At 38.9% G+C, this 22,670-nt stretch carries 20 protein-coding genes and 2 riboswitches (1 of these 22 only partly in view); of the genes, 15 read left to right on the top strand and 5 right to left on the bottom strand.

What is annotated here, in order from left to right; all coding sequences use genetic code 11:
- The first annotated feature begins 60 nt into the window (after positions 1-60).
- The 4 genes from MKY71_RS16610 to MKY71_RS16595 all read left to right on the top strand — a co-directional run bounded on the left by MKY71_RS16610 (position 61) and on the right by MKY71_RS16595 (position 3,570).
- Positions 61-573: a GNAT family N-acetyltransferase gene (locus MKY71_RS16610; protein ID WP_340733388.1), complete on the top strand. Its 513-nt coding sequence runs from the start codon at positions 61-63 to the stop codon at positions 571-573.
- Positions 574-702: 129 nt separating this feature from the next.
- Positions 703-1,734, top strand: coding sequence for a fatty acid desaturase (locus MKY71_RS16605; protein ID WP_340733387.1), 1,032 nt, complete (start codon positions 703-705; stop codon positions 1,732-1,734).
- A gap of 88 nt (positions 1,735-1,822) precedes the next feature.
- Positions 1,823-2,959: a sensor histidine kinase gene (locus tag MKY71_RS16600; protein ID WP_340733386.1), complete on the top strand. Its 1,137-nt coding sequence runs from the start codon at positions 1,823-1,825 to the stop codon at positions 2,957-2,959.
- The gene (locus tag MKY71_RS16595; protein WP_339196295.1) at positions 2,956-3,570 is read left to right on the top strand and encodes a response regulator transcription factor; all 615 of its coding nucleotides are present in this window, start codon (positions 2,956-2,958) and stop codon (positions 3,568-3,570) included. Before MKY71_RS16600 ends, MKY71_RS16595 begins: the two co-directional genes overlap by 4 nt.
- A gap of 94 nt (positions 3,571-3,664) precedes the next feature.
- Here the strand turns inward: MKY71_RS16595 and MKY71_RS16590 are convergent, their stop codons facing one another.
- The 3 genes from MKY71_RS16590 to MKY71_RS16580 all read right to left on the bottom strand — a co-directional run bounded on the left by MKY71_RS16590 (position 3,665) and on the right by MKY71_RS16580 (position 6,734).
- Positions 3,665-4,636 (bottom strand): proline dehydrogenase family protein, encoded by a 972-nt coding sequence (locus MKY71_RS16590; protein WP_340733385.1) that lies wholly within the window; start codon positions 4,634-4,636, stop codon positions 3,665-3,667.
- A gap of 375 nt (positions 4,637-5,011) precedes the next feature.
- Positions 5,012-6,364, bottom strand: a complete 1,353-nt coding sequence (locus MKY71_RS16585; protein ID WP_340733384.1) for an ammonium transporter — start codon at positions 6,362-6,364, stop codon at positions 5,012-5,014.
- A gap of 28 nt (positions 6,365-6,392) precedes the next feature.
- The gene (locus MKY71_RS16580; RefSeq protein ID WP_079523171.1) at positions 6,393-6,734 is read right to left on the bottom strand and encodes a P-II family nitrogen regulator; all 342 of its coding nucleotides are present in this window, start codon (positions 6,732-6,734) and stop codon (positions 6,393-6,395) included.
- Between the two features lie 362 nt (positions 6,735-7,096).
- Between MKY71_RS16580 and MKY71_RS16575 the strand changes: the two genes are divergently transcribed.
- The 9 genes from MKY71_RS16575 to MKY71_RS16535 all read left to right on the top strand — a co-directional run bounded on the left by MKY71_RS16575 (position 7,097) and on the right by MKY71_RS16535 (position 19,295).
- Positions 7,097-8,566 carry a nicotinate phosphoribosyltransferase gene (locus tag MKY71_RS16575; protein WP_340733383.1) on the top strand — a complete coding sequence of 490 codons (1,470 nt, stop codon included), beginning with the start codon at positions 7,097-7,099 and terminating at the stop codon, positions 8,564-8,566.
- Between the two features lie 18 nt (positions 8,567-8,584).
- Positions 8,585-9,409, top strand: coding sequence for an ammonia-dependent NAD(+) synthetase (nadE, locus tag MKY71_RS16570; RefSeq protein ID WP_339176663.1), 825 nt, complete (start codon positions 8,585-8,587; stop codon positions 9,407-9,409).
- A gap of 153 nt (positions 9,410-9,562) precedes the next feature.
- Positions 9,563-10,504: an AAA family ATPase gene (locus tag MKY71_RS16565; protein ID WP_339173950.1), complete on the top strand. Its 942-nt coding sequence runs from the start codon at positions 9,563-9,565 to the stop codon at positions 10,502-10,504.
- Positions 10,504-11,691, top strand: a complete 1,188-nt coding sequence (locus MKY71_RS16560) for a DUF58 domain-containing protein (protein WP_339173947.1) — start codon at positions 10,504-10,506, stop codon at positions 11,689-11,691. Before MKY71_RS16565 ends, MKY71_RS16560 begins: the two co-directional genes overlap by 1 nt.
- Positions 11,688-13,838: a DUF4129 domain-containing transglutaminase family protein gene (locus MKY71_RS16555; RefSeq protein ID WP_340733382.1), complete on the top strand. Its 2,151-nt coding sequence runs from the start codon at positions 11,688-11,690 to the stop codon at positions 13,836-13,838. The genes MKY71_RS16560 and MKY71_RS16555 overlap by 4 nt, the downstream gene beginning before the upstream one ends.
- Before the next feature lie 31 nt (positions 13,839-13,869).
- A riboswitch (purine riboswitch) is annotated at positions 13,870-13,971 on the top strand.
- Positions 13,972-14,103: 132 nt separating this feature from the next.
- Positions 14,104-15,642 carry a glutamine-hydrolyzing GMP synthase gene (gene guaA / locus MKY71_RS16550; protein WP_445265755.1) on the top strand — a complete coding sequence of 513 codons (1,539 nt, stop codon included), beginning with the start codon at positions 14,104-14,106 and terminating at the stop codon, positions 15,640-15,642.
- A 310-nt stretch (positions 15,643-15,952) separates the two neighbouring features.
- Positions 15,953-18,013, top strand: a complete 2,061-nt coding sequence (locus tag MKY71_RS16545) for a bifunctional diguanylate cyclase/phosphodiesterase (protein ID WP_340733381.1) — start codon at positions 15,953-15,955, stop codon at positions 18,011-18,013.
- The gene (locus tag MKY71_RS16540; RefSeq protein ID WP_339173936.1) at positions 17,991-18,140 is read left to right on the top strand and encodes a hypothetical protein; all 150 of its coding nucleotides are present in this window, start codon (positions 17,991-17,993) and stop codon (positions 18,138-18,140) included. The genes MKY71_RS16545 and MKY71_RS16540 overlap by 23 nt, the downstream gene beginning before the upstream one ends.
- Before the next feature lie 249 nt (positions 18,141-18,389).
- Positions 18,390-19,295 (top strand): DUF2382 domain-containing protein, encoded by a 906-nt coding sequence (locus MKY71_RS16535; protein WP_339173934.1) that lies wholly within the window; start codon positions 18,390-18,392, stop codon positions 19,293-19,295.
- A gap of 292 nt (positions 19,296-19,587) precedes the next feature.
- Here MKY71_RS16535 and MKY71_RS16530 read toward each other — a convergent pair whose 3' ends face one another.
- Together MKY71_RS16530 and MKY71_RS16525 are read right to left on the bottom strand one after the other, a co-directional pair.
- Positions 19,588-19,989 (bottom strand): hypothetical protein, encoded by a 402-nt coding sequence (locus MKY71_RS16530; RefSeq protein WP_339173932.1) that lies wholly within the window; start codon positions 19,987-19,989, stop codon positions 19,588-19,590.
- Positions 19,990-20,066: 77 nt separating this feature from the next.
- Complete coding sequence (locus MKY71_RS16525; protein ID WP_339173930.1) at positions 20,067-20,477, bottom strand: NUDIX hydrolase; 411 nt, start codon at positions 20,475-20,477, stop codon at positions 20,067-20,069.
- 198 nt (positions 20,478-20,675) lie between these two features.
- Positions 20,676-20,777: riboswitch (purine riboswitch) on the top strand.
- 141 nt (positions 20,778-20,918) lie between these two features.
- On the opposite strand from MKY71_RS16525, the gene MKY71_RS16520 reads away from it, so the two are divergent.
- Both MKY71_RS16520 and MKY71_RS16515 read left to right on the top strand, forming a co-directional pair.
- Positions 20,919-22,253 (top strand): NCS2 family permease, encoded by a 1,335-nt coding sequence (locus tag MKY71_RS16520; RefSeq protein WP_339173928.1) that lies wholly within the window; start codon positions 20,919-20,921, stop codon positions 22,251-22,253.
- Positions 22,254-22,348: 95 nt separating this feature from the next.
- Positions 22,349-22,670, top strand: partial view of a GNAT family N-acetyltransferase gene (locus MKY71_RS16515; protein ID WP_340733379.1) — the 5' portion only. The gene runs 155 nt beyond the window's last position; only the first 322 of its 477 coding nucleotides appear in the window; its start codon is at positions 22,349-22,351; its stop codon lies beyond the right edge, outside the window.

The raw sequence follows: 22,670 nt of genomic DNA, 5'->3' as shown, positions 1-22,670 counted from the left end.
AAAATACCGCTTTGCCTTTTTGGAGGTAAGGCGGTTTTGCGACCTTTAGGAGGGAAAAGTATGATTCGACGCGCAACAAAAGAAGATATACCAATGATTTTGGAAATATTTAATGATAATATTCGAAACTCCACAGCGATTTACATGTACGAGGAGCAAACTTTGGAAAATCGTTTGCGATGGTTTGAACAGAAACAGGCTTCAGGTTATCCGCTCTTCGTATTTGATGAAGACGGAGAAGTGGCGGGCTATGCAACGTATGGAAGTTTCCGTGATTATCCGGCTAACCGATATACAGTAGAGCATTCGGTGTATGTGCATAAAAATCACTATAAAAAAGGGATTGCCAGTAAACTGATGAACGCCATTATAGAAGAAGCGAATGTAAATGATATTAAAACGATGGTTGGTTGTATCGATAAAGAAAATGTCGCCAGTATTAAAATTCATGAGAAATTCGGGTTTTTATATAGCGGTACAATCCGCAATGCAGGATATAAATTCGGGAAATGGCTGGATTTAGTGTTTTACCAATTAGATTTGGATGGTCCGCAAAATCCCGAGGAAAATTAAGAAGCATACTAGTTGTTACCAGGTCATATGACATCTGTCATAAAAAATATGTGATGTTTGAGCGTTTTACCATGTTCCGTCTTTTTATATGATGTTATTAACAACTTTTGTGGAAAGAGGGATCGACACATGGTAAGCACACATGCAGATAAAACAAAGCAGCTGAGAAAAGATGTTGCACCGTTCGCAAAATCAGAAACGCGACTTAGTATTCAACAAATATTAAATACGCTTGTACCACTTGTATTAATTTGGGGGGCAGGTTATGTATTGCTACAGTACTCACCTTGGTTTACGGCGTTATGTAGTATCCTAGCATCAGGATTTGTTATTCGTGCATTTATTATTTTCCATGACTGTACACACGGTTCATTCTTTAAAAGCAAAAAGGCGAATGCCATTATCGGAAATATAACAGGTATTGTAACATCTTTCCCTTATGAGAAGTGGAAGCGTGAGCATACGATTCACCATGCGACAAGTTCAAACTTGGATAAGCGCGGGATTGGCGATATCGATATGCTGACAGTTGATGAATACCTTGAAAAATCAAAATTAAGCCGTTTAGGTTACCGTTTATACCGCAACCCGCTTGTCATGTTTGGTTTAGGGCCGCTATTTATGGTACTTATACTGAACCGGTTCAATCGCAAAGATGCAAAGCGTAAAGAGCGCTTAAACACTTACTTCAATAACATTGCATTGTTAATTATTTGTACAACCCTTATTTTAATATTTGGTTGGTCTACATTCTTGTTAGTGCATGGTTTAACATTATTTGTTGCAGGTGCATTAGGGATCTGGCTGTTCTATATTCAGCATACTTACGAAGATTCATATTTTGAAGTTGATTCGGAATGGGATTATGTAAAAGCTGCAGTAGAAGGAAGCTCGTATTACAAATTACCGAAAGTACTGCAATGGATTACAGGGAATATTGGTTTCCACCACGTACACCACTTGTCACCACGTGTACCGAACTACAAGCTGGAAGATGCGCATGAATCGATCAAGCCTCTTCAACAGGCAACAACGATTACATTAAAGACAAGTCTGGAATCAATTCGCTACAAATTATATGATGCGGACAACTACCGCTTTATAACATTCAAAGAAGCGGCCGAACTTGAGGCATCGCGTAACCGAACTGTTACGAACTAACTATATACAACAATTAAGGTACCTCAATTTATAGCTTGAGGTACCTGTTTTATTATAGAATATAAGTAAAAAGAGAATCGAGGCAATTATGCAAACTTGGTATAGTATCATCCCGAAAAGTCCGATGTTGAGTATTTATATATGGATAATCTTTTGTATTATGCCATTTTTCTTCATTATACAGTCGTTCACATTATGGCAGATCATGTTGGGGATCACTTTAATTTTAAGTTATTTTTTATGTCATTATTTTTCATTCAGTGCTAAACCCGGGCTGAAATATATGTGGATCAGCTTCCAAATGCTGCTGAATATTGCCATGACACTTGTATTTGGCTACGTGTATTTGGCACTGTTTACTGCGTTTTTTATCGGCAATATTAAACAGCCGGTTGGATTTTATATAATGTATGGCTTACATATAGGCTTTACCGTTCTTTCGATTGTCGGAGGATATTTCATCTTCCTTGATTTATTTTTATCACAAACGCCATTTATCATTATTAATATGCTAGGTGTAGTGCTATTGCCGTTTACACTCTTCTCGAAAACACGACGTGAAAACTTGGAAGGTGAGCTGGAGACAGCGCGGGAACGTATTTCTGAACTGACGGTGATTGAAGAGCGTCAGCGTATTGCACGTGATTTACACGATACACTCGGTCAGAAACTTTCGATGATCGGATTAAAAAGTGACCTGGCAGCACGACTGATTGAAAAAAATCCGGAACAAGCCATTATAGAAATTAAGGATATTCGTCAAACTGCGAGTGTCGCATTAAAAGAAGTGCGTGAGCTTGTAGCCGATATGCGGGCGGTGAGAGTGGAAGAAGAGCTGCACCGTGTAGAGCAGATCTTAAAAGCCGCACAGATTAAACTGCGGTTAAATGGAGATAAAAGTGAAATTAAAATGCCGATTTTAGCGGAAAATGTAATTAGTATGTGCTTGAAGGAAGCAGTTACAAATATCGTCAAACATAGTAAAGCGACGATTTGCCGTATTAGCTTTTATCAAAGTGATGATGAATTCAAAATGACGATTCAGGATAATGGGGTTGGCTTTGAACGCATGGATACATTACTCGGTGGAAGTGGATTAAAAGGGATGCAGGAGCGTATTGAATTTATCAACGGTTCACTTGAAATAGAGAGCGATGAAGGGACGACGGTCGTGCTGAAAATACCGTTGGCGATCACGCATCAAAAGGGAGAGAACATGAAATGATTCGAATTGTAATTGCGGAAGATCAAGGAATGCTGCTTGGAGCGATGAAATCATTGCTCGGTATGGAAGACGATATGGAAGTAATCGGACTTGCCAAAAACGGGGAAGAGGCCATTGAAATGGTAACAGAACTAAACCCGGACATTTGTATTATGGATATCGAAATGCCGATCAAAACGGGATTGGATGCTGCCGAAGCGTTAAGAGGTAGCGAGTGCAAAATCATTATTTTAACGACGTTTGCACGACCAGGTTATTTTGAACGTGCAAGAAAAGCGGGAGTGCGCGGCTATTTATTGAAGGATAGTCCGATTGAGGAGCTCGTCAATTCCATTCGGATTATTATGGATGGGCGTCGCATTTATGCACCCGAGCTAGTGGATTTTGTATATGAAGATGATAGTGAAAATCCGCTGACGGAACGGGAAAGCCAGGTGCTGGAACTTGTTGCGGAAGGGAAGACGACAAAGGAAATTGCCGCAGAGCTCTATTTATCGGCAGGTACAGTACGAAATTATATTTCGGTCATACTTGATAAGCTTGGTGTCGGCAATCGAATTGAAGCAATCGCACGCTTTAAAGAAAAAGGCTGGAATAAAAAGAAGATGTGATTGATAAAGAACCTGACTAATAAACTTTACTATTAAATAAATCCCCTCATTTTGACTGTGAACAAAATGAGGGGATTTTTAGATGAGAGAAGACTTATTTCTTTTTCGATAGCCGGCCGAGAAGATATGCTCCTGCTGCTACTGCCAGTAAAGTATTTGTCTTTTTATTGAATACTTGTTTAGTGACAAGACTGATGTTTTGTGGACGTTCCGCTAAGCGGCGCATGAAATACCCGTACCAGTCCTTGCCGTATGGGACATATACACATACTTGATACCCTTCACGTGCAAGTTCCAGCTGCAAGTCTTTACGGAATCCGTAAAGCATTTGGAACTCGAATTTTTCTTTTGGAATATCATATTCCTCAACAAAATACTTCACATGTTTAATAATATTATGGTCATGTGTGGCGATTGAAGTAAAATGTCCGTGAGCCAAGTGATATTCGATTAGTTCGATAAAGTTGATATCAATATCAAGTTTATCCTGGTAAGCTACTTCTTCCGATTCTTTATAGGCACCCTTTACAACCCGTAGGCGGTAATCCTTGAAATTTTCAATGTCGTCCTTAGCGCGATGAAAGTATGCTTGAATGACTGTGCCGACATTATCGAATGATTTTGCAAGTTCTTCCACAATATCGAATGACGGCTGAAGTCGCTTATAATCCTCCATATCAAAATTGACGAAAATCCCGTATTCATGTGCACGTTCCACAATCTCATATAAATTGTCATAACAGAAGTCGATGTCGATATCCAACCCTAGCTGTGAAGGCTTTAAGGAAATGTGGGCATCCAGTTCTTCCACCTGAATGGCTTCAATCATAGCTAAAATTTCTTCTTTCGCTTTCGTTGCTTCAGATTCATCAGTAACATATTCGCCTAAATTATCAACCGTGCAAGAAATTCCTTGCTCGTTTAATTTACGAATACTTTCGATTACTTCTTCAATCGTTGTTCCTGCAACAACGCTTTGTGCGCCCAATTTTAAGCCGTATTGCTGCGCTGCATTGTTAAGAGTTTGGTTTTCGGATAATGAAATGAAAAAATCACGTAATGCCATAAAAAACATCTCCTTAAAATTCATCATTTTCTTAAAATTATACCATAGCGTTATTTTTGTAGATTAAGAACATCCATCTTAATTAATACCCATTTTAATCTTCTGCATGCGGTTAGGAAATAAATTAAATAATGTAGGATGGATAACAATTGATTAATGTCCTCCAAATGCTACATTGTTGTAGAGAAGAGCTTGTTCTATCATATGTTGTGCCTTCACTATCAATTGCTATAGATTAGGATATCCTATTGAGTGAAGAAAGCAAAATAACAAGGAGCTGTCTGAAAAACTTTTCAGAACAGCTCCTTGTTCAGTTCATAATTTATTGAAAGAATGGTTCGAAAATGTGTGGGGGAAGGGGGCACACATTTCGCTTTAGCTCTTCGATGAGCTTAAAGAATTCGGGAACCCTGCTTTAGTTTTAGCCCCGCTGTCTTGTACATTAGTAGGAGTAGGAACTTTTCCTAAGTTCGTTAGACGTTGGGCGAAACTGTCATTTGATTTTGTAAGACCTTTAAATGTTTCCTGCATTTCATAAGCGTATGCGCCATGTTCAGCAATATCCAAACCTTGGACTTCTTCTTCATGTGTAACACGCAGAGGGATAAATGCTTTAATAATATATGTTGCAATGGCAACAGTGCTTGCAGTCCAAGCAATTACTGCTACAACTCCTAATGCCTGCACCCCTAATAACTGAGCACCGCCGCCGTAGAATAGACCGCCGCCTGCAGTATCGAATAATCCTACAGCCAATGTACCCCAAATACCAGCAACACCGTGTACAGCAACAGCGCCAACCGGATCATCCACTTTTAATTTATGTTCAATAAAGCGGACCGCTTCTACTAACACAACGCCACCAATAGCACCTGCAATAATAGATCCGACAATGCTTAAGTTGGCAGCACCCGCAGTAATACTTACTAAACCAGCTAAAGCACCGTTTAATGTTAAAGAACCATCGATAAAACCGTAACGAAGACGTGTATAAAATGCAGTAGCAATGACACCGGCAGATGCAGATAAGAAAGTATTTGCAATAACGCCAGGAACTAATGCCGGATCTGCTGCTAATGTTGATGCACCATTAAAGCCGTACCAACCTAACCAAAGGATGAAAACCCCTAGTGCTCCAAGTGGAATGGAATGACCAGGAATAACGTTTACAACACCTTTCGCATATTTCCCGAAACGCGGACCAATGATTGCTGCTACAACTAGAGCTCCAACAGCACCAGTTAAATGTACAACAGTTGAGCCTGCAAAATCTACGAAGCCTAAAGCAGTTAACCAGCCATCACCTTGCCATACCCAATGGCCCACAACCGGATAAATAACAGCTGTCATGACAACGACCAATGCAATATAAGCCATAAGATTTGTACGTTCAGCAACAGCGCCTGAAATGATTGTTGCACATGTTGCAGCAAACATTGCCTGGAATACGAAGAATGCGATATCATCTACACCGCTTAATGCAAAACCTGTAGAACCGATCAATCCGCCTGAACTTTCACCGAACATAATGGCATATCCGACTGCGAAATAGACAAGACCACCGATCGAAATTGTTAAAATGTTTTTCATTAAAATATTGACGGCATTTTTAGAGCGTGTAAATCCTGCTTCTACCATCGCGAATCCCGCATGCATGAAGAATACGAAAAACGCCCCAAGCATTACCCAAACTAAATTAATTGATAATTCCAATGCTTCATTTGTCATTAGAAACTCCTCCTTTTAGGAAATTTTTTTAGTCAATTGCAATTGAGCCGAGCTCTTTTGTCCGTATACGAATCGCCTGCTCTACAGGATAAATAAAGATTTTACCGTCACCAACTTCACCTGTAGATGCTTCACGCAACAATACATCAATAATCGGCTGTACTTTTGCGTTGTCTACTACCATTTCGAGCTTGAGCTTTTGCGAAAATTCCATTGAGAAAGAGTTTCCGCGAAACAGTCCGATTTTCCCTTCTTGTCGCCCAGCTCCGGCAATCTCGGAAATACTTAATCCATCAATTCCTTCAAGAGCTAACCCCTCTCGAACTTGTGCAAACACCTCAGGTCGAATAATCGCTTCAATTTTTTTCATGCTCAACAACTCCTTGTGTTATGTTATCTAACATGATAAATTGAATTTCTAGATAAATCAATAACTAATGTTAGGAAAATTAACATGTATTTTCGATTGGTTTAATCGCATTGTGAGATAATGTAAAAATAAGGAAGGGTGATGGCACGTAACGGCAAGGTGTAATACAGGAAGTGGTTACCCGGCAAAAGTTTCAAAACGTTTTTTATTTAGTCAATTGGGGAAAACTATAGAACCAGCACAGCAAAATGAACTGCCATGTAAAAGTAGGTGACATGGAAGAAGGAATCTTCATACTTCGAAATAATTGAAGATGGTGTATACTATGACTAAATTATGTTTTGGAAGAAGGGGAACTCACGATGAACGAAAAGTATGTAGATGATAGTTTTGCTTTGCATACCGATTTATATCAAATTAATATGGCAGAAAGCTATTGGGCAGATGGAATGCATAACCGGAAAGCTGTATTTGAGTTGTATTTCAGACAATTGCCATTCGGAAACGGCTATGCAATTTTTGCTGGATTAGAGCGCATGCTGAATTATTTAAAAGATTTCCGATTCAGTGAAACCGATATCGCATATTTACGAGATGAACTTCATTATAAAGAGGATTTTATCGAATACTTAAAAACAATTCGTTTTACAGGTTCCGTGTATTCGATGGAGGAAGGTGAACTTGTTTTCGCGAATGAACCGATTGTGCGAATTGAAGCGCCGCTAGTGGAAGCCCAGCTGATTGAAACAGCGCTATTGAACATCGTAAACTATCAAACGCTGATTGCGACAAAAGCCAGTCGTATTAAGCAAGTTGTCCAAAAGGAAATTGCGATGGAATTCGGTACACGCCGTGCACAAGAAATGGATGCAGCGGTTTGGGGAGCTCGTGCCGCAGTAATTGGCGGTTTTGAATCCACTTCAAATGTACGTGCCGGAAAGCTGTTTAATATTCCTGTATCGGGTACACATGCACATGCATTGGTTCAAGCATATAAAAACGACTATGATGCCTTCCATTCCTATGCAAAGCGTCATAAAGACTGTGTATTTTTAGTTGATACGTACAATACGTTAAAATCAGGTGTGCCGACAGCGATTCAAGTAGCAAAAGAGCTTGGCAATAAAATCAATTTTATCGGAATTCGTTTAGACAGCGGAGATATTGCCTTTCTTTCAAAAGAATCGCGCCGGATGCTTGATGAAGCAGGTTTCCCGAACGCGAAAATTATCGTATCGAATGATTTGGACGAATATACAATCCTGAACTTAAAAGCGCAAGGTGCCCGAGTGGATATGTGGGGAATTGGTACAAAGCTCATTACGGCATATGATCAGCCGGCCTTAGGTGCTGTCTATAAAATGGTATCAATCGAAAATGATCACGGTGAAATGGAAGATACGATTAAAATTTCAGCCAATGCCGAAAAAGTAACGACACCTGGGTTAAAGAAAGTTTACCGGATTATAAATAAAAAAAGCGGGAAATCAGAAGGGGACTATATCGCTATGGCTGATGAAAATCCTGCTGCTGAAGAACGAATTAAAATGTTCCATCCGGTGCATACATTTATCTCAAAATTCGTAACGAACTTTGAAGCGAAAGAATTGCACCGAAAAGTGATTGACAATGGTGAGATTGTGTATAAAAACCCAACATTAATGGAGATTCGCCAATATGCGTTCGACAATTTGGAATTGCTTTGGGATGAATATAAACGTTCGTTAAATCCTGAAGAATATCCGGTCGATTTAAGTCAAAAGTGTTGGGATAACAAAATGCGCAATATCCAGGAAGTGCGCGATATGGTGATAGAACTCGAAGAACGATAAGGAGTGAGAACATTGTCTATGTTGCAACAACAAATTATTGAAGAGTTGAAAGTACAGCCGACAATCGATGTCGAACAGGAAATCCGTAAGTCTATTGATTTTTTAAAGGAATACGCAAAGTATCATCCGTTCTTGAAAGGATTTGTACTCGGTATTAGCGGTGGGCAAGACTCAACGTTAACAGGTAAGCTTGCTCAAATGGCTGTCGATGAACTAAATGAAGAAGCGGGAGAATCTAAATATTCATTTTGGGCTGTAAGATTACCTTATGGAAAGCAATTCGATGAAAAAGATTGCCAAGATGCACTCGATTTCATAAAGCCTACTAAAGTGTATACGGTTAATATTAAAAATGCTGTCGATGCAAGTGTAAATGCACTTTTGGAAACAGGAATCACATTGAGTGATTTCGCAAAAGGTAATGAAAAAGCTCGTGAACGAATGAAAGTACAATATTCGATTGCTGCAGCAAATGATGGTGTCGTACTGGGTACAGACCATGCTGCGGAAGCAGTAACAGGCTTTTATACTAAGTATGGCGATGGCGGCACGGATTTAATGCCGATCTTCCGTTTAAACAAACGCCAAGGCCGAGCGATTTTAAAACATTTAAATTGTCCTGTACATTTATATGAAAAAATTCCGACTGCCGATTTAGAGGAAGACCGTCCTGCATTGCCGGATGAAGTGGCGCTTGGTGTTACGTATGAGCAAATTGATGATTATTTGGAAGGTAAGGAAATCCCGGGAGAAGCACGTGAAAAGCTTGAAGGACATTACTTGCGTTCTATGCATAAACGTCATATGCCGATTACAATTTTCGATGATTTCTGGAAACAATAGTATACGTTAGTACGTGATAAATCACCTTACTTCTTTTTGATGAAGTGGGGTGATTTTCCATTTTAAAGGGAAACTAGTTGTGCTCGCATTTTGTTTTCGTTATGCTTAAACTACATGCCAAAGATGCAACGATTACAGGTGGGAGGACAATTCATGAATGAACAGATCGAAGGAATAATCAGAAACATCGAGAAAGTTATGATAGGAAAAAGAGAGATTGCCGAGCTAAGTATTGTTTCATTATTAGCAGGAGGGCATGTATTACTGGAAGACGTACCGGGCGTTGGGAAAACGATGATGGTACGTGCGCTATCGAAGTCTTTAGGTGCAAGTTTTAAACGTATTCAATTTACACCGGATTTATTGCCGTCCGATGTAATTGGCGTTTCAATATATAATCCGAAATCATTGCAGTTTGAGTTCCGTCCTGGGCCGATTGTCGGCAATATTGTATTGGCGGATGAAATTAACCGTACATCACCAAAAACACAGGCCGCTTTATTGGAAAGTATGGAAGAGGGGTCGATTACGGTAGATGGTGAAACGATTCAACTGCCAAAACCGTTTTTTGTAATGGCGACACAAAATCCGATTGAATATGAAGGGACATACCCGCTTCCGGAAGCTCAGCTGGACCGATTTTTACTGAAAATAAAAATGGGTTATCCGACGAAGGAAGAGGAAATTGAAGTGTTGAACCGTGCTGAAAGATCAGTTCCGATTGATGACCTTTTCCCTGTATTAACAATTGAGCAATTGAACGATTTAAGAGAACAAGTAAAACAAGTCCATGTTGAAAATAATATTAAAGAATATATCGTGTCGATCGCACAACATACACGTCACCACGAAAATGTGTATTTAGGTGTAAGTCCCCGTGCTTCCATCGCATTAATGCGTGCCGCGCAAAGCTATGCCTTTATGAAAGGGAGAGACTATGTCATCCCTGACGATATTCAATATTTAGCGAAATTCGTTTTCGGCCACCGGATTATTTTAAAACCAGAAACCCGCTATGAAGGAATTACGGAAGAAAAGGTGATTGAAAGTGTTCTTCGTTACGTCCATGTTCCTGTAAAAAGGTATGCACAGTAATGAAGGGAATCAAGCAGTTTCTGAAGCATGGCGGACGTTTAATTACCGTTGTTTCATTGCTTATCATTACGTATTGCTATGCAATGTTCCAAGGGGGCTTTGTTAGCTGGTTCGTTTTCTTCACGATTCTACCGTTTTTGGTCTATTCGATATTATTGGCGGTTATACCAATCCGTTTTAAAGAAATATCCAGGACTTTATCGAAAGAACGAATTGAACGTGGGAGCAATGTACAAGTTACCGTAACATTCCGAAACACGAGCTGGTTTCCATTTGTTTTCATGATGGTCAGGGAACTGCCGATGAGAGAGGAACATTTTGAGAAACCGAACGGAAATGTAACAAAACTATTTTTGGTTGGGTGGAAACGGGAGTTTAAGTGGACATATGAATTGAAAGAGTTAAAGCGCGGAGAGCATCATTTTAGAGGATTGCTGTTTACATGTACGGACTTTTTTGGATGGACAGTGCGGAATGTAGTAATGAATCACCCGCAGCTGTTTTTAGTATATCCAAAAGTATCCGACGTCAAATTAATGCCGATTGGTATGCAATATGATCAAGGTACAAGTCAATCGCGCTATTCTTTGATCAAAGATACAACGGTTGCCACAGGTGTGCGCGAATATGTACCAGGTGACCGGTTTTCCTGGATTCACTGGAAGTCATTTGCGAAAAATGGTGAACTGCGCACAAAGGAATTTGAAGATCAAAAATCACAAAATACATTTGTGCTCATCGATCGTGCAGTACAGAAAAACTTTGAAGATGTTGTTGATTACACAGCGTCTTATATAAAGAAAATTGTAAAAAAACAGGGCGACGTTTCATTTCTTAGTGTTGGCGTTGACCGGTATTTTACGCCGATCATTAAAACCGGCAAACAATATGAAAAAGTGCTGCAGCATTTGGCGACAGTCGAACCGGATGCGCAGTTTGGTGTCGAGCGTCTGCTATATGAAGAACAGAAAATGATGAGCCGCTCTGTTGTTGTTATCATAACAGGTGAAATGACCCCTCAGCTGCAGGAAGTACTGAATGCCGGAACGAAATATGCACGTAAAATTATATGCTTTGTCGTAAGTAATCAAAAAGAACCGGTACAGCATATGAGCCAAAATAATGAAGTACATTATATTGGCATGAACGAATTGCAGCGAACGTATTCGGAGGTGAAGCACGCATGAGACGCAGCGCAGCCGAAAAAATAGAACTCGCGATTTTTTATTTTATTATTTTCCTGATTTTACGAGAATGGCTAGTACCGGTTATGGAATTGACGGATACCGGCTACTTTACACAGTTTGTTTTATTCATAGGACTTTGTTTAATTCTTGGGATCTTTTCTCTGCCGTTTATTATAAACTGGTTCATTAAACTGGTGTACATTACATGGTTTATAGTCAGTGTATATAAAGATGAGACATTGACGACAGTGCAATTTTTATCGGAAGAATTGAAATATAATTTGGATATACTGTTTGCAGGAGAGTGGATTTATGTAAGTGATCCTTTCCGGACAAGTCTGTTTTTTATACTGATCTGGATGCTGATTTATTTAATTCAGCATTGGGTAAGTGTGCGCTATAGCATTTACTATTTCCTGCTGCTTACAGTATTCTTCATCGGGACACTCGATACTTTTACAGAATACGATGGCACAGCAGCGATCATAAAAGTAATGCTGTTAGGTCTTGTACTTACATCATTACTGTTTATAAAACGTCTTATGCAGGCTGCGGAAATGCAGAAAGACTGGATGAACTACTTGAAGTATGCGACACCGATCGTTATTTTCGTCATGATGGCAGGTATTATTGCGACAATTATGCCGAAAGCAGAGCCACAATGGTCGGATCCGGTGCCGTATGTCAAAAACATTGCAGGTATTGGAGGCAACGGGAGTCAATCGGTTGCAACAGTTGGCTATGGAGAAAATGATGAGCGATTAGGCGGCCCATTTGCAGGGGACAATACACTTGTCTATGAAATAAAAACACCGATCCGTCAATATTGGCGTGTGGAAACGAAGGACGTTTATACGTCTAAAGGCTGGGAACAATCGAGTGATGAGGCAGTGCAGCAAACGCTTCAGCTTTCAGATCCGCTGCCTCTTTCAATCACACCTGGAAATGAAGAACCCGAATCGGTGGAAGTACAGGCTGTAAATGAAGAATATTTATTTCTATTACAGGCTTATGGAGTGACATCCTATGCTTTGGACGAAATGCATACCGGGTTAAGATATAATACTGGAAATGAGAAAATTTTACCGCTTATTAACAGTGATGTGATTGCACCTGCCTCATACGAAATGACTTTTCAACAGCCGGAATATAGTTACGTAGCTTTGAAGGAAACGTTATCTTCAACTGAAAATAATCCGCGCTATTTGCAGCTGCCGAATAATTTGCCGCAGCGTGTAACGGATTTAGCATATGAAATTACGGATATGTATGACAGCGTATATGACAAAGCGCGGGCGATTGAAGGTTATTTTGCGCGCAGCGGCTTCCAATATGAAACGACAAATGTACAAGTACCATCGGCGGACCAAGATTATGTAGACCAGTTTTTGTTTGAAACAAGACTTGGCTATTGCGATAACTTCTCTACTTCGATGGTCGTCATGCTCCGTTCGATAGGAATTCAGGCGCGTTGGGTAAAAGGTTTTTCAAGCGGAGAACGGATCGATTCACAAGATGGTATGTTTACGTACCAGGTGACGAATAATGATGCCCATTCATGGGTTGAAGCGTATATTGACGGCATTGGATGGATGCCGTTTGAGCCGACAATTGGGTTTAGCAATCCGATGAATATTAACTATGATGTGGATTTCGAAGCTCCGGAAGAAGAGCAATTACCTGAAATGGAAGAACCGGAAGCGCCAAAGCCGGAGTTGGAAGAGCAAGATACAGCGAAGCAATCAACTAACGGTACAAGTGGTATGGACTGGTCGAAATTCAAATGGGTGCTGTACGTATTATTGGCAGTTGTTGCAATTGGTTTAATTATTGCTTGGAAAAAGCGCGGGCAATGGCAACCGAAACTTGCTGTCCAAATGAACCGTTCAAAATTAGAGAAGGCGGCAACATTTGAAGAAGCTTACTTTGTGTTGTTAAAACAATTGGAGCGTATTCATTTAAAACGAGGGCAGGATGAAACGCTGCAACAGTTTGCAATGCGTGTCGACCGACAGTTGGAAACAACGAAAATGAGTGAACTGACGGCGTTTTATGAGCGTCTTATTTACGCTAAACAAACCGATCAAATAAATACAAATGAAATGAAAGAAATTTGGGAATATTTAATCAATCGTACGAGTGGTTGATTTTAAGTCGGCGAAAGAGTAAAATTTAGAAAAATAAATAGTATTGTGCCTTCATATAAGTCTGGTAATATGGTCCAGATGTTTCTACTAAGTTACCCTAAATAACTTATCTATGACGGTGGGTCTCACTATATCCTTATAAGGGATAGTTATACCCACTTGAAGAAGAGATGAAATATGAACGCGTAGAAATTATTTTCTTACGCGTTTTTTTCTTAATATAGGCCGCAAAAAATTAGAAGAGGTGGAAATAGTGTCAACTCCTATGTTAAAAGAGCAAGAAAAGATTGTCGTTCTTGATTTCGGTAGTCAGTTCAACCAATTAATCACTCGTCGTATTCGTGAATTCGGTGTATTCTCGGAATTACATCCACATACGATTACTGCTGAAGAAATTAAAGAAATGAATGCTGTAGGTATCGTATTCTCAGGTGGTCCAAACTCTGTATATGATGAATCTGCATTCCGTGTAGATCCAGCAATTTTCGAGTTAGGTTTACCGATTTTAGGTATTTGTTACGGCATGCAATTAATGGCCTATACACATGGTGGTAAAGTGGAAGGCGCGGCAACTCGTGAATACGGAAAAGCTGAAATTAACATTACTTCGGATAATAAATTATTTGCGGATTTACCAAAAGATCAAGTTGTATGGATGAGCCATGGTGACCATGTAACAGCGGTTCCAGAAGGTTTTGAAGTAATTGCGACAAGCCCGGCATGTTCGATCGCGGCAATGGCTGATGCTTCTCGTAAGTTTTATGCAGTACAATTCCACCCGGAAGTACGCCACTCAGTATACGGAAATGACTTACTGAAAAACTTCGTATTCAATGTTTGTGAAGCGAAAGGCGACTGGTCTATGGCAAACTTCATTGAAATCGAAATTGCAAAAATCCGTGAGCAGGTTGGAGACAAGCAAGTACTTTGTGCATTATCAGGCGGAGTTGATTCATCTGTAGTAGCAGTGTTAATCCACAAAGCAATCGGTGACCAATTAACTTGTATGTTCGTGGATCACAACTTAAACCGTAAAGGCGAAGTTGAGCAAGTTATGAAAACTTTCACAGAAGACTTCGATATGAAACTGATCAAAATCGATGCGCGTGAACGTTTCATGAATAAACTTGCAGGTGTTTCTGACCCTGAACAAAAACGTAAAATTATCGGTAACGAATTCATTTATGTATTTGATGAAGAATCATCAAAGCTAAAAGATATGGACTTCTTAGCGCAAGGTACGCTTTACACAGATATTATTGAGTCTGGTACAGCTACTGCCCAAACAATTAAATCACACCATAATGTTGGTGGTTTACCGGAAGATATGAAGTTCGAATTAATCGAACCATTAAATACACTGTTCAAAGACGAAGTACGCGCTTTAGGTCTTGAATTAGGTCTACCTGAAGAAGTGGTATGGCGTCAGCCTTTCCCTGGTCCTGGATTAGGAATCCGTGTACTTGGCGAAGTAACAGAAGAAAAACTGGAAATCGTTCGTGAAGCAGATTATATTCTTCGTGAAGAAATCAAAAAAGCTGGACTTGAACGCGACATTTGGCAATACTTCGCTGTATTACCTGATATCCGTTCAGTAGGTGTAATGGGCGATGGCCGTACGTATGATTACGCAGTCGGTATCCGCGGTGTAACATCAATCGACGGCATGACATCTGACTGGGCACGTATCCCTTACGATGTATTGGAGAAAATTTCTGTACGTATCGTAAACGAAGTAAAACACGTAAACCGCGTGCTGTATGACATCACTTCTAAGCCACCAGCAACGATTGAGTGGGAATAGTACCGCATTACTGTAGTCTTATTACATTTACAGAATTGCATTTCTTATAATGACAATGCCCCTGGAAGTTAGGAACAAGTCTAACCTCCGGGGGCTTTATGTTTTAATGGTGCTGGTTAGCATCGAATTTTCAAAATAAGGAATTATCTTTTATTAGTAAAAGAATCCGATTTATTCTGTTCAATTTAAATTGGATATATTAAAATTTATGAAACCACCATTCACTTCTTACAAGTCGCAGCAATTTGAGGTTTACAAGAAGTGTAATTGGAAAACAGTAATCGCCATTAGATAAGGGGAGCGAAGTTCTTTGTTTACAAAACCGGACCTGGAGAGCATGCGTATTATTGAAGGTAGTTTGGATCCTTTAATAGTACTATTGTCTTTCATCATCGCTTTTGGTGCATCGTATACAGCGATTTATATTAATCGGCGCATCAATGTAAAAGGTTTTTTTCATAAAAATTTATGGTTAGTGCTGGCTTCACTGGCGATGGGTCTTGGGATTTGGTCGATGCATTATGTTGGAATGAGTGCCCTCGTAATATCCATTCCTATGAAGCATAATCTGTTCCTGACACTTATCTCTGTCATTCCTGCGATCGTTGCATCTTATATGGCATTTTATTTAACCAACAGTGAATATAAAAAGATTCGAACATTTATTGTCGCTGGTATTTTAATGGGATGCGGTATAGCACTTATGCATTATTTAGGTATGGCAGCAATGGAGATGGATGCAGCGGTTGTATATAATCCGATGCTGTTTGGCTTATCGATTCTGATAGCGATTGTGGCATCATTTGCTTCTTTGTATATCTTTTCGATTACAGATACTAAAATGGAAAAGATTTTAGTGAAAAGTATCGCCGCTTTTTTAATGGCAATCGCTGTGACGAGTATGCATTATACGGGAATGTTAGCGATGAAGTTATATATTGAAGGTACGATTCATGTACATGCGCATGATTCCAATATGATGGATGTTGTGTTGTTTGTGACAATCGGTATTGTCAGTTTATTTATCCTTGCAATTTTAGCCAGTCGCTTAGACCGATATGTGGATTACCGTATGAAAAATTTCGATGCGGTAACACAATTGCCGAATCAAAATCAATTTACAGAAGACCAGCGTATTAAAAAGGATACGAAATTGGTAGCCGTTGTGCATATACACAACTTGGAGAAGTATATTTTAGCTTATGGCTATTCTTTTGGGGATGCGATTGTTAAAACTGTGATGGAAATAATGCAGGCTAATTTGCCAAAAGAGACAAAATTGTATCGAACGGAAGCTAATCGCTTTACGATAATACATGCACCAGCTGAAAGTGTGCAAAATACAATTGATGGATTGCGGTGTATTTGTCTTTTGTTGGAGCGTCCGCTAAATATTGATGAACGTATGGTTTCGGTAGAGGCGGTTGTTGCTGTTTCACAGTCAGATGATAAAAAGGCAGTCCGAGAACATTTTGCCAATACAATTGCGGTATTACATGCACCGTCCATACAATCTAGGCATGAAATAATTATGTACGATCCGAAGATTCATACGTTTAATTTTGAGCGTCAACTAAGCCTTGATATTCAACGGGCAATGGATGAAAACGAATTGTTCCTCGTATACCAGCCGAAAGTAGACCCGGAGCTAAACATTGTAGTAGGATTAGAGGCACTTATCCGTTGGAAGCATCCGGTATTCGGAATAATATCTCCGGCCGTATTTATTCCGATATTAGAAAATACAAATCGTATATCAGATGTGACGGATTGGCTAATTGCGAGAGTTTGCCAACAATTAGCTGTATGGAACAATATAGGAATGGAGCTTCCGCAAGTATCGATTAATATTCCAGGCGTATATTTGACATCACCGCGTTTAAATAGGGTAATTAATGAAAATCTGGCTAGGTATAATATTCAAGTGTCCAAGATTGAACTGGAAATTACAGAAACAAGTGTTATTCATGACATTCATAATGCTATAACGGCAGTTCGGATTTTTAGGCAAAGTGGCTTGTCGGTTGCGTTGGATGACTTTGGTACAGGCTTATCCTCGTTATCTTATTTAAAAGAAATACCGATATCCACGATTAAGATCGATAAATCCTTTATAGATGGTGTGCCGGAATCTGAAAAAGACGCCTCTATCCTAAAATCGATTGTACATTTATGCTATTCTCTTGGTTTGAATGTCCTGATAGAAGGTGTGGAAACGAAAGAGCAATGCCAGTTTATTATGGGCTTGGAGAGAGTGCCGATTATCCAAGGCTATTATTATTCAAAGCCATTGACAGTTGAAGAGTACGAACAGTGGTTGGAAAAGCGAAAAGAAGTAGGTGAACAAAATGGGAAAATATCAATTGGATAGTAAAGGCAAGGCAGCTGTTGCGAAGTATCACGAAAAAAACAAGCCTGCCCAATTCGATAAAAAGCAGCAACTTGAAAAATTGCGTGCGCAGTATTTGGAAAAGAAACAACAACAAAACGATAAATAAATTGAAGTGAAACATGGAAGGAGTAATATCTTTCTATGTTTTTTTATTTGGCTTCACTTTTCGTGCTTATCCAATTAATAATAAAATATTGTCATAGCGGTGTTTTATTTTCTTTCATTTTTATTACAGAATATTAAATATATCAACCTCAAGTTTATTATTTAGGAGAAAAGGTATTGTATAGTATGCCAAATCAAGCATAGACAGTCGGTATAAAAAACTAATTAAATTAAACTGGAGGAATGAAACATGGAAACACGTGATAACAAATTATATGGTATTTATGACAATGAAGCAGAATTACAGGCAGAAATGGATCGCCTTCGTGCACAAGGTTACGGCGAGGAAGATATGTACATCGTATCCAACCGCAATGATCAATTATCAATGTATCGAAACTCAAAAGGTTACAGCACTAACACGGATGGTTATGACGCGGATCATAAAGAAGGTTCTTGGTGGGACCGCTTTAAAGCATTCATGATGGGTGAAGATCTAGTACGCGATCAGCACTTTAATCAAATGGGGATCTCAGAAGATGAACGAAATCGTTATTATGATGAATTACAGGCAGGAAAATATTTATTGTATGTAGATAGAGACTACGGTACTTATTTTGATGAAGGGACAAAAAATTACGGCATGAATGATAATGTTGGTGTGAATAATCATTATGAGCGTGATTATGAAAAAACGGATGAAGAACGTTTAGCACTTCATGAAGAACGCCTGCAAGTAGATAAAAAACGTGTGCAAACTGGTGAGGTACAAGTCGACAAACATGTAGTCGAAGAGCAGCAAAATATTGAAGTGCCAGTTGAACATGAAGAAGTTTATGTAGAAAGACGTCCTGTTAATGAGGACACAACTCTTAATGCAAACGGAAAACTTCAAGATGGTGTCACTCATGCCTATGAAGAACAGGGCAAAATTCATATCCCGGTTACAGAAGAACAAGTGGATGTTACGAAGAAAGATGTCGTAACGGAAGAAATCGTAGTCGGTAAACGAAAAGTAACGGATACGGAAACTGTGTCGGACACGGTTCGTCGTGAAGAGGCAGATATCAAAGATACGACTAATACTACGAATCATTTAAATGACTATGACAATTTGGATGATGATCCGTTAAAACGTACAAACCGTGGATTATAAAATAATTATAAAAAATAGGAAGCCTGTATTATGCAGGCTTCCTTGTTTTATATGTTAGTTATAATCTAGTTTGTAGTTTTGAGCTGAAATTATTCTTCAACAGTGGCTTTTTCACGAGTTTTCCACTCGATTCCACTAGTAACACATCCGAATGTAACGATTATTAAAAGTACAAATAATGTGTTATGTAACCAGTAGGGCATTTAAACCCCTCCTTTAATAGTCTGTGTTTCGTTTTATTATTTTAACATATTAAAGGGTAATACTCTCATTTTTAGATAGTGAGATATAATTATTTTTCATGTTTTTGAACAAAAAATGTCACAATTATAAAGAAGAAAAATGCGATTAATAAAATAGAACCCCCTACAATGAAGAACACCATGTTCAGTGTTTCGTTTGTATCAAGCGGATTTAAATTATACAGCCACATGCCAATACATAAACCAAAAGCACCGATCATGCCTAAAATACTTTGAATTTTAACGAAAATCAACTTGCGGATTGGTACTGAATAATAGAAAATCCCCCAAGCAAAAACGGATAACCAACCGACCAATACAAAGTGTGCGTGGATTGGGCGTAATGAATAGTTCATCTCACCACTCATAATTGATCCGATTAATACACCGATAAAGCCCGAAATAGCAGCAAAGCGAATTAAAAGTAATGCCCATTTTCGTTGTTGTTGCAAAAAAAATCCCCCCTCTATTTGTTCAAACACCACTATAGAGGAATAATATAACATTTCTATAAACTTTCTCTAATTAATTATGAATCTAGCAAATCGAACACTTTATGCTGCTGGAAATCTGTAATAATTTCTTTTGGTAATAATTTGTAAAGTTCATCTTTTGTCGCCCACAAATAGTTGAGGTGTTCATCGGATAAAGTGATTTGCTCCTCTTCTGTATCGCATAAAAACGTGAGCAGGACAATTTGACGTGTTTTACTCGTGTGGAATGTTGTGGAAAACAGCTGATTTTTTACAGTGATATTCAATCCAACTTCTTCTAAAAACTCCCTCATAAGTGCTTCTTTAAATGATTCACCAAACTGCAGGTTTCCACCGACTGTCTCCCATGTGCCTGCCCCAACCGTTTCAATTTGTGAACGCTGAACGATCAGTATTTTATTATTTTTAACAAGAACTCCTTTTACAACTACCTTAATTTCATTCATTTTGATTTCCTCGATTCAGTATAAAATTAATGAAAATAGAATGGAATTTTTTGTTTTCCAAGCTTAATAATAACAAAAAGGAAAAGAGAAATAGAAGTAAATGAATATTTTATGGATGTTTTCACGAACTATGAATTAAAATATATAAAAAATGTTCGGAAATAGCTTGTAATTTGAAAATTGAAATGATATATTACAAACGTAAATTAAATACGTCGTCGTATAATGTCGGGAATAAGGCCCGTAAGTTTCTACCGAATCACCGTAAATGATTCGACTACGATTTATAAATAAGTAATCTCACTTCTATAATAAGAGTGGAATATGCTTATTTTCCTTAAATCGTGGACATGCGGCATTTATGCTTTGCGTGTCTTTTTTGTTTTTAAGGTTAAGTGTTCTTTAGATGTTGAAGACGACAACACGGAGGAAAGTTTTATTATGAAAAAGTATTTCGAGTTCGATAAACTTGGAACTAATTATCGCCGGGAGATTTTGGGTGGTTTTACAACATTCTTGGCAATGGCTTACATTTTAGTAGTAAACCCTAGCATTTTAACGCTATCGGATATTGAAGGTTTACCAGACGCACTACGCATGGATTACGGTGCGGTATTTGTGGCAACAGCTGTTTCAGCAGCAATTGGATGTTTCATCATGGGGATTGTTGCAAGGTACCCATTAGCTTTAGCGCCAGGTCTTGGCTTGAACGCATTCTTTGCTTACACGGTTGTCTTAACAAACGGAAGCCCTTGGCAACATGCTTTGGCTGCGGTTTTTGTATCAGGTGTATTCTTCTTACTTTTAACGATTACAGGATTACGTGAAAAATTAATCAACGCTATTCCAATGGAACTTAAAATTGCCGTTGGTGCTGGTATCGGATTATTCGTATCGTTCATCGGTTTAAAAAATGCTGGTATTATCGTTGCGAGTGATGCAACAGTTGTCGGTTTAGGTAACTTACATGATGGTGAAGTTTTATTAGCGATTTTTGGTATTCTTCTAACAGTAATTTTCCTAGTTCGCGGAATGAAAGCTGGCGTATTTATTGCCATGGCGATTACTGCAATCGTAGGTATGTTTATTGGTCTAGTGGATTTACCATCACAAGTTGTATCGGCACCACCAAGTGTTGAACCAACTTTCGGTAAACTATTCTCGGCATTCACTGATCCTGAGTTCTACTCGCTAACAATGGTATCGGTTATTCTATCATTCCTGTTCGTAGACTTCTTTGACAACGCAGGTACTTTAATGGCTGTTGCCAACCAAGCAGGATTTGTTAAAAATAATAAATTACCTCGTGCAGGTAAAGCATTAATCTCGGATTCAATCGCATCAATTTCAGGTTCGATCTTTGGTACATCAACAGTAACATCTTATGTAGAATCTTCTGCAGGGGTTGGAGCTGGCGCACGTACAGGTTTCGCTTCAATCGTTACAGGTATCTGTTTCTTATTGGCTCTATTCTTATCACCAGTATTAAGTGTTGTAACAAACGCTGTTACTGCACCGGCATTAATCGTTGTAGGTATTTTAATGGTATCTTCACTTGGACAAATCGAGTGGAATAAATTCGAAGTAGCTGTACCAGCATTCTTCACAATGTTAATGATGCCATTAACATCATCGATTGCAACAGGTCTTGCAGTAGGTTTCGTATTCTACCCGTTAACAATGGTGTTAAAAGGTAAAGCAAAAGAAGTAAGTCCGATTATGTATATTTTCGCAGTGCTCTTCCTGATTTATTTAGGTACTGTCGGTTCAATGTAAAATCATTTACCAGTCAACTATTGTTGGCTGGTTTTTTATTTTTGCAGGAAAATATAATTGGGGACTCGAATTTAATAGTAAAGGGGGGGAGTTTAATGGTTATCCAAATTGAAGAAGCAAAGGAACATCACTATATAGAAGTAAATCGATTAGTAAAGCAAGGGCATGATGATCATGTGCAAGGGGATGGTACGGTTTTTCGCGAAGTGGAGGCTGTTATGCCGAAAGAATATTATATGGAATTGCTTGAGCAAGAGCACAGTACAGTATTAGTTGCGCAGGAGGAAAGTAAAATAATAGGCTTTGCTGTCATTAGTATAGAAGGTTCTCCGGATTATCCTTCGTTAGTTCAAAGGAAGTTTGCCTACATTCATGATTTTGGTGTTGACCAGTCATCAAAACGGCAAGGGATTGGCT

The organism is Solibacillus sp. FSL W7-1324, from assembly GCF_038008025.1.
Lineage (GTDB): Bacteria > Bacillota > Bacilli > Bacillales_A > Planococcaceae > Solibacillus.
This window is presented reverse-complemented; position numbering and strand designations above follow the sequence as displayed.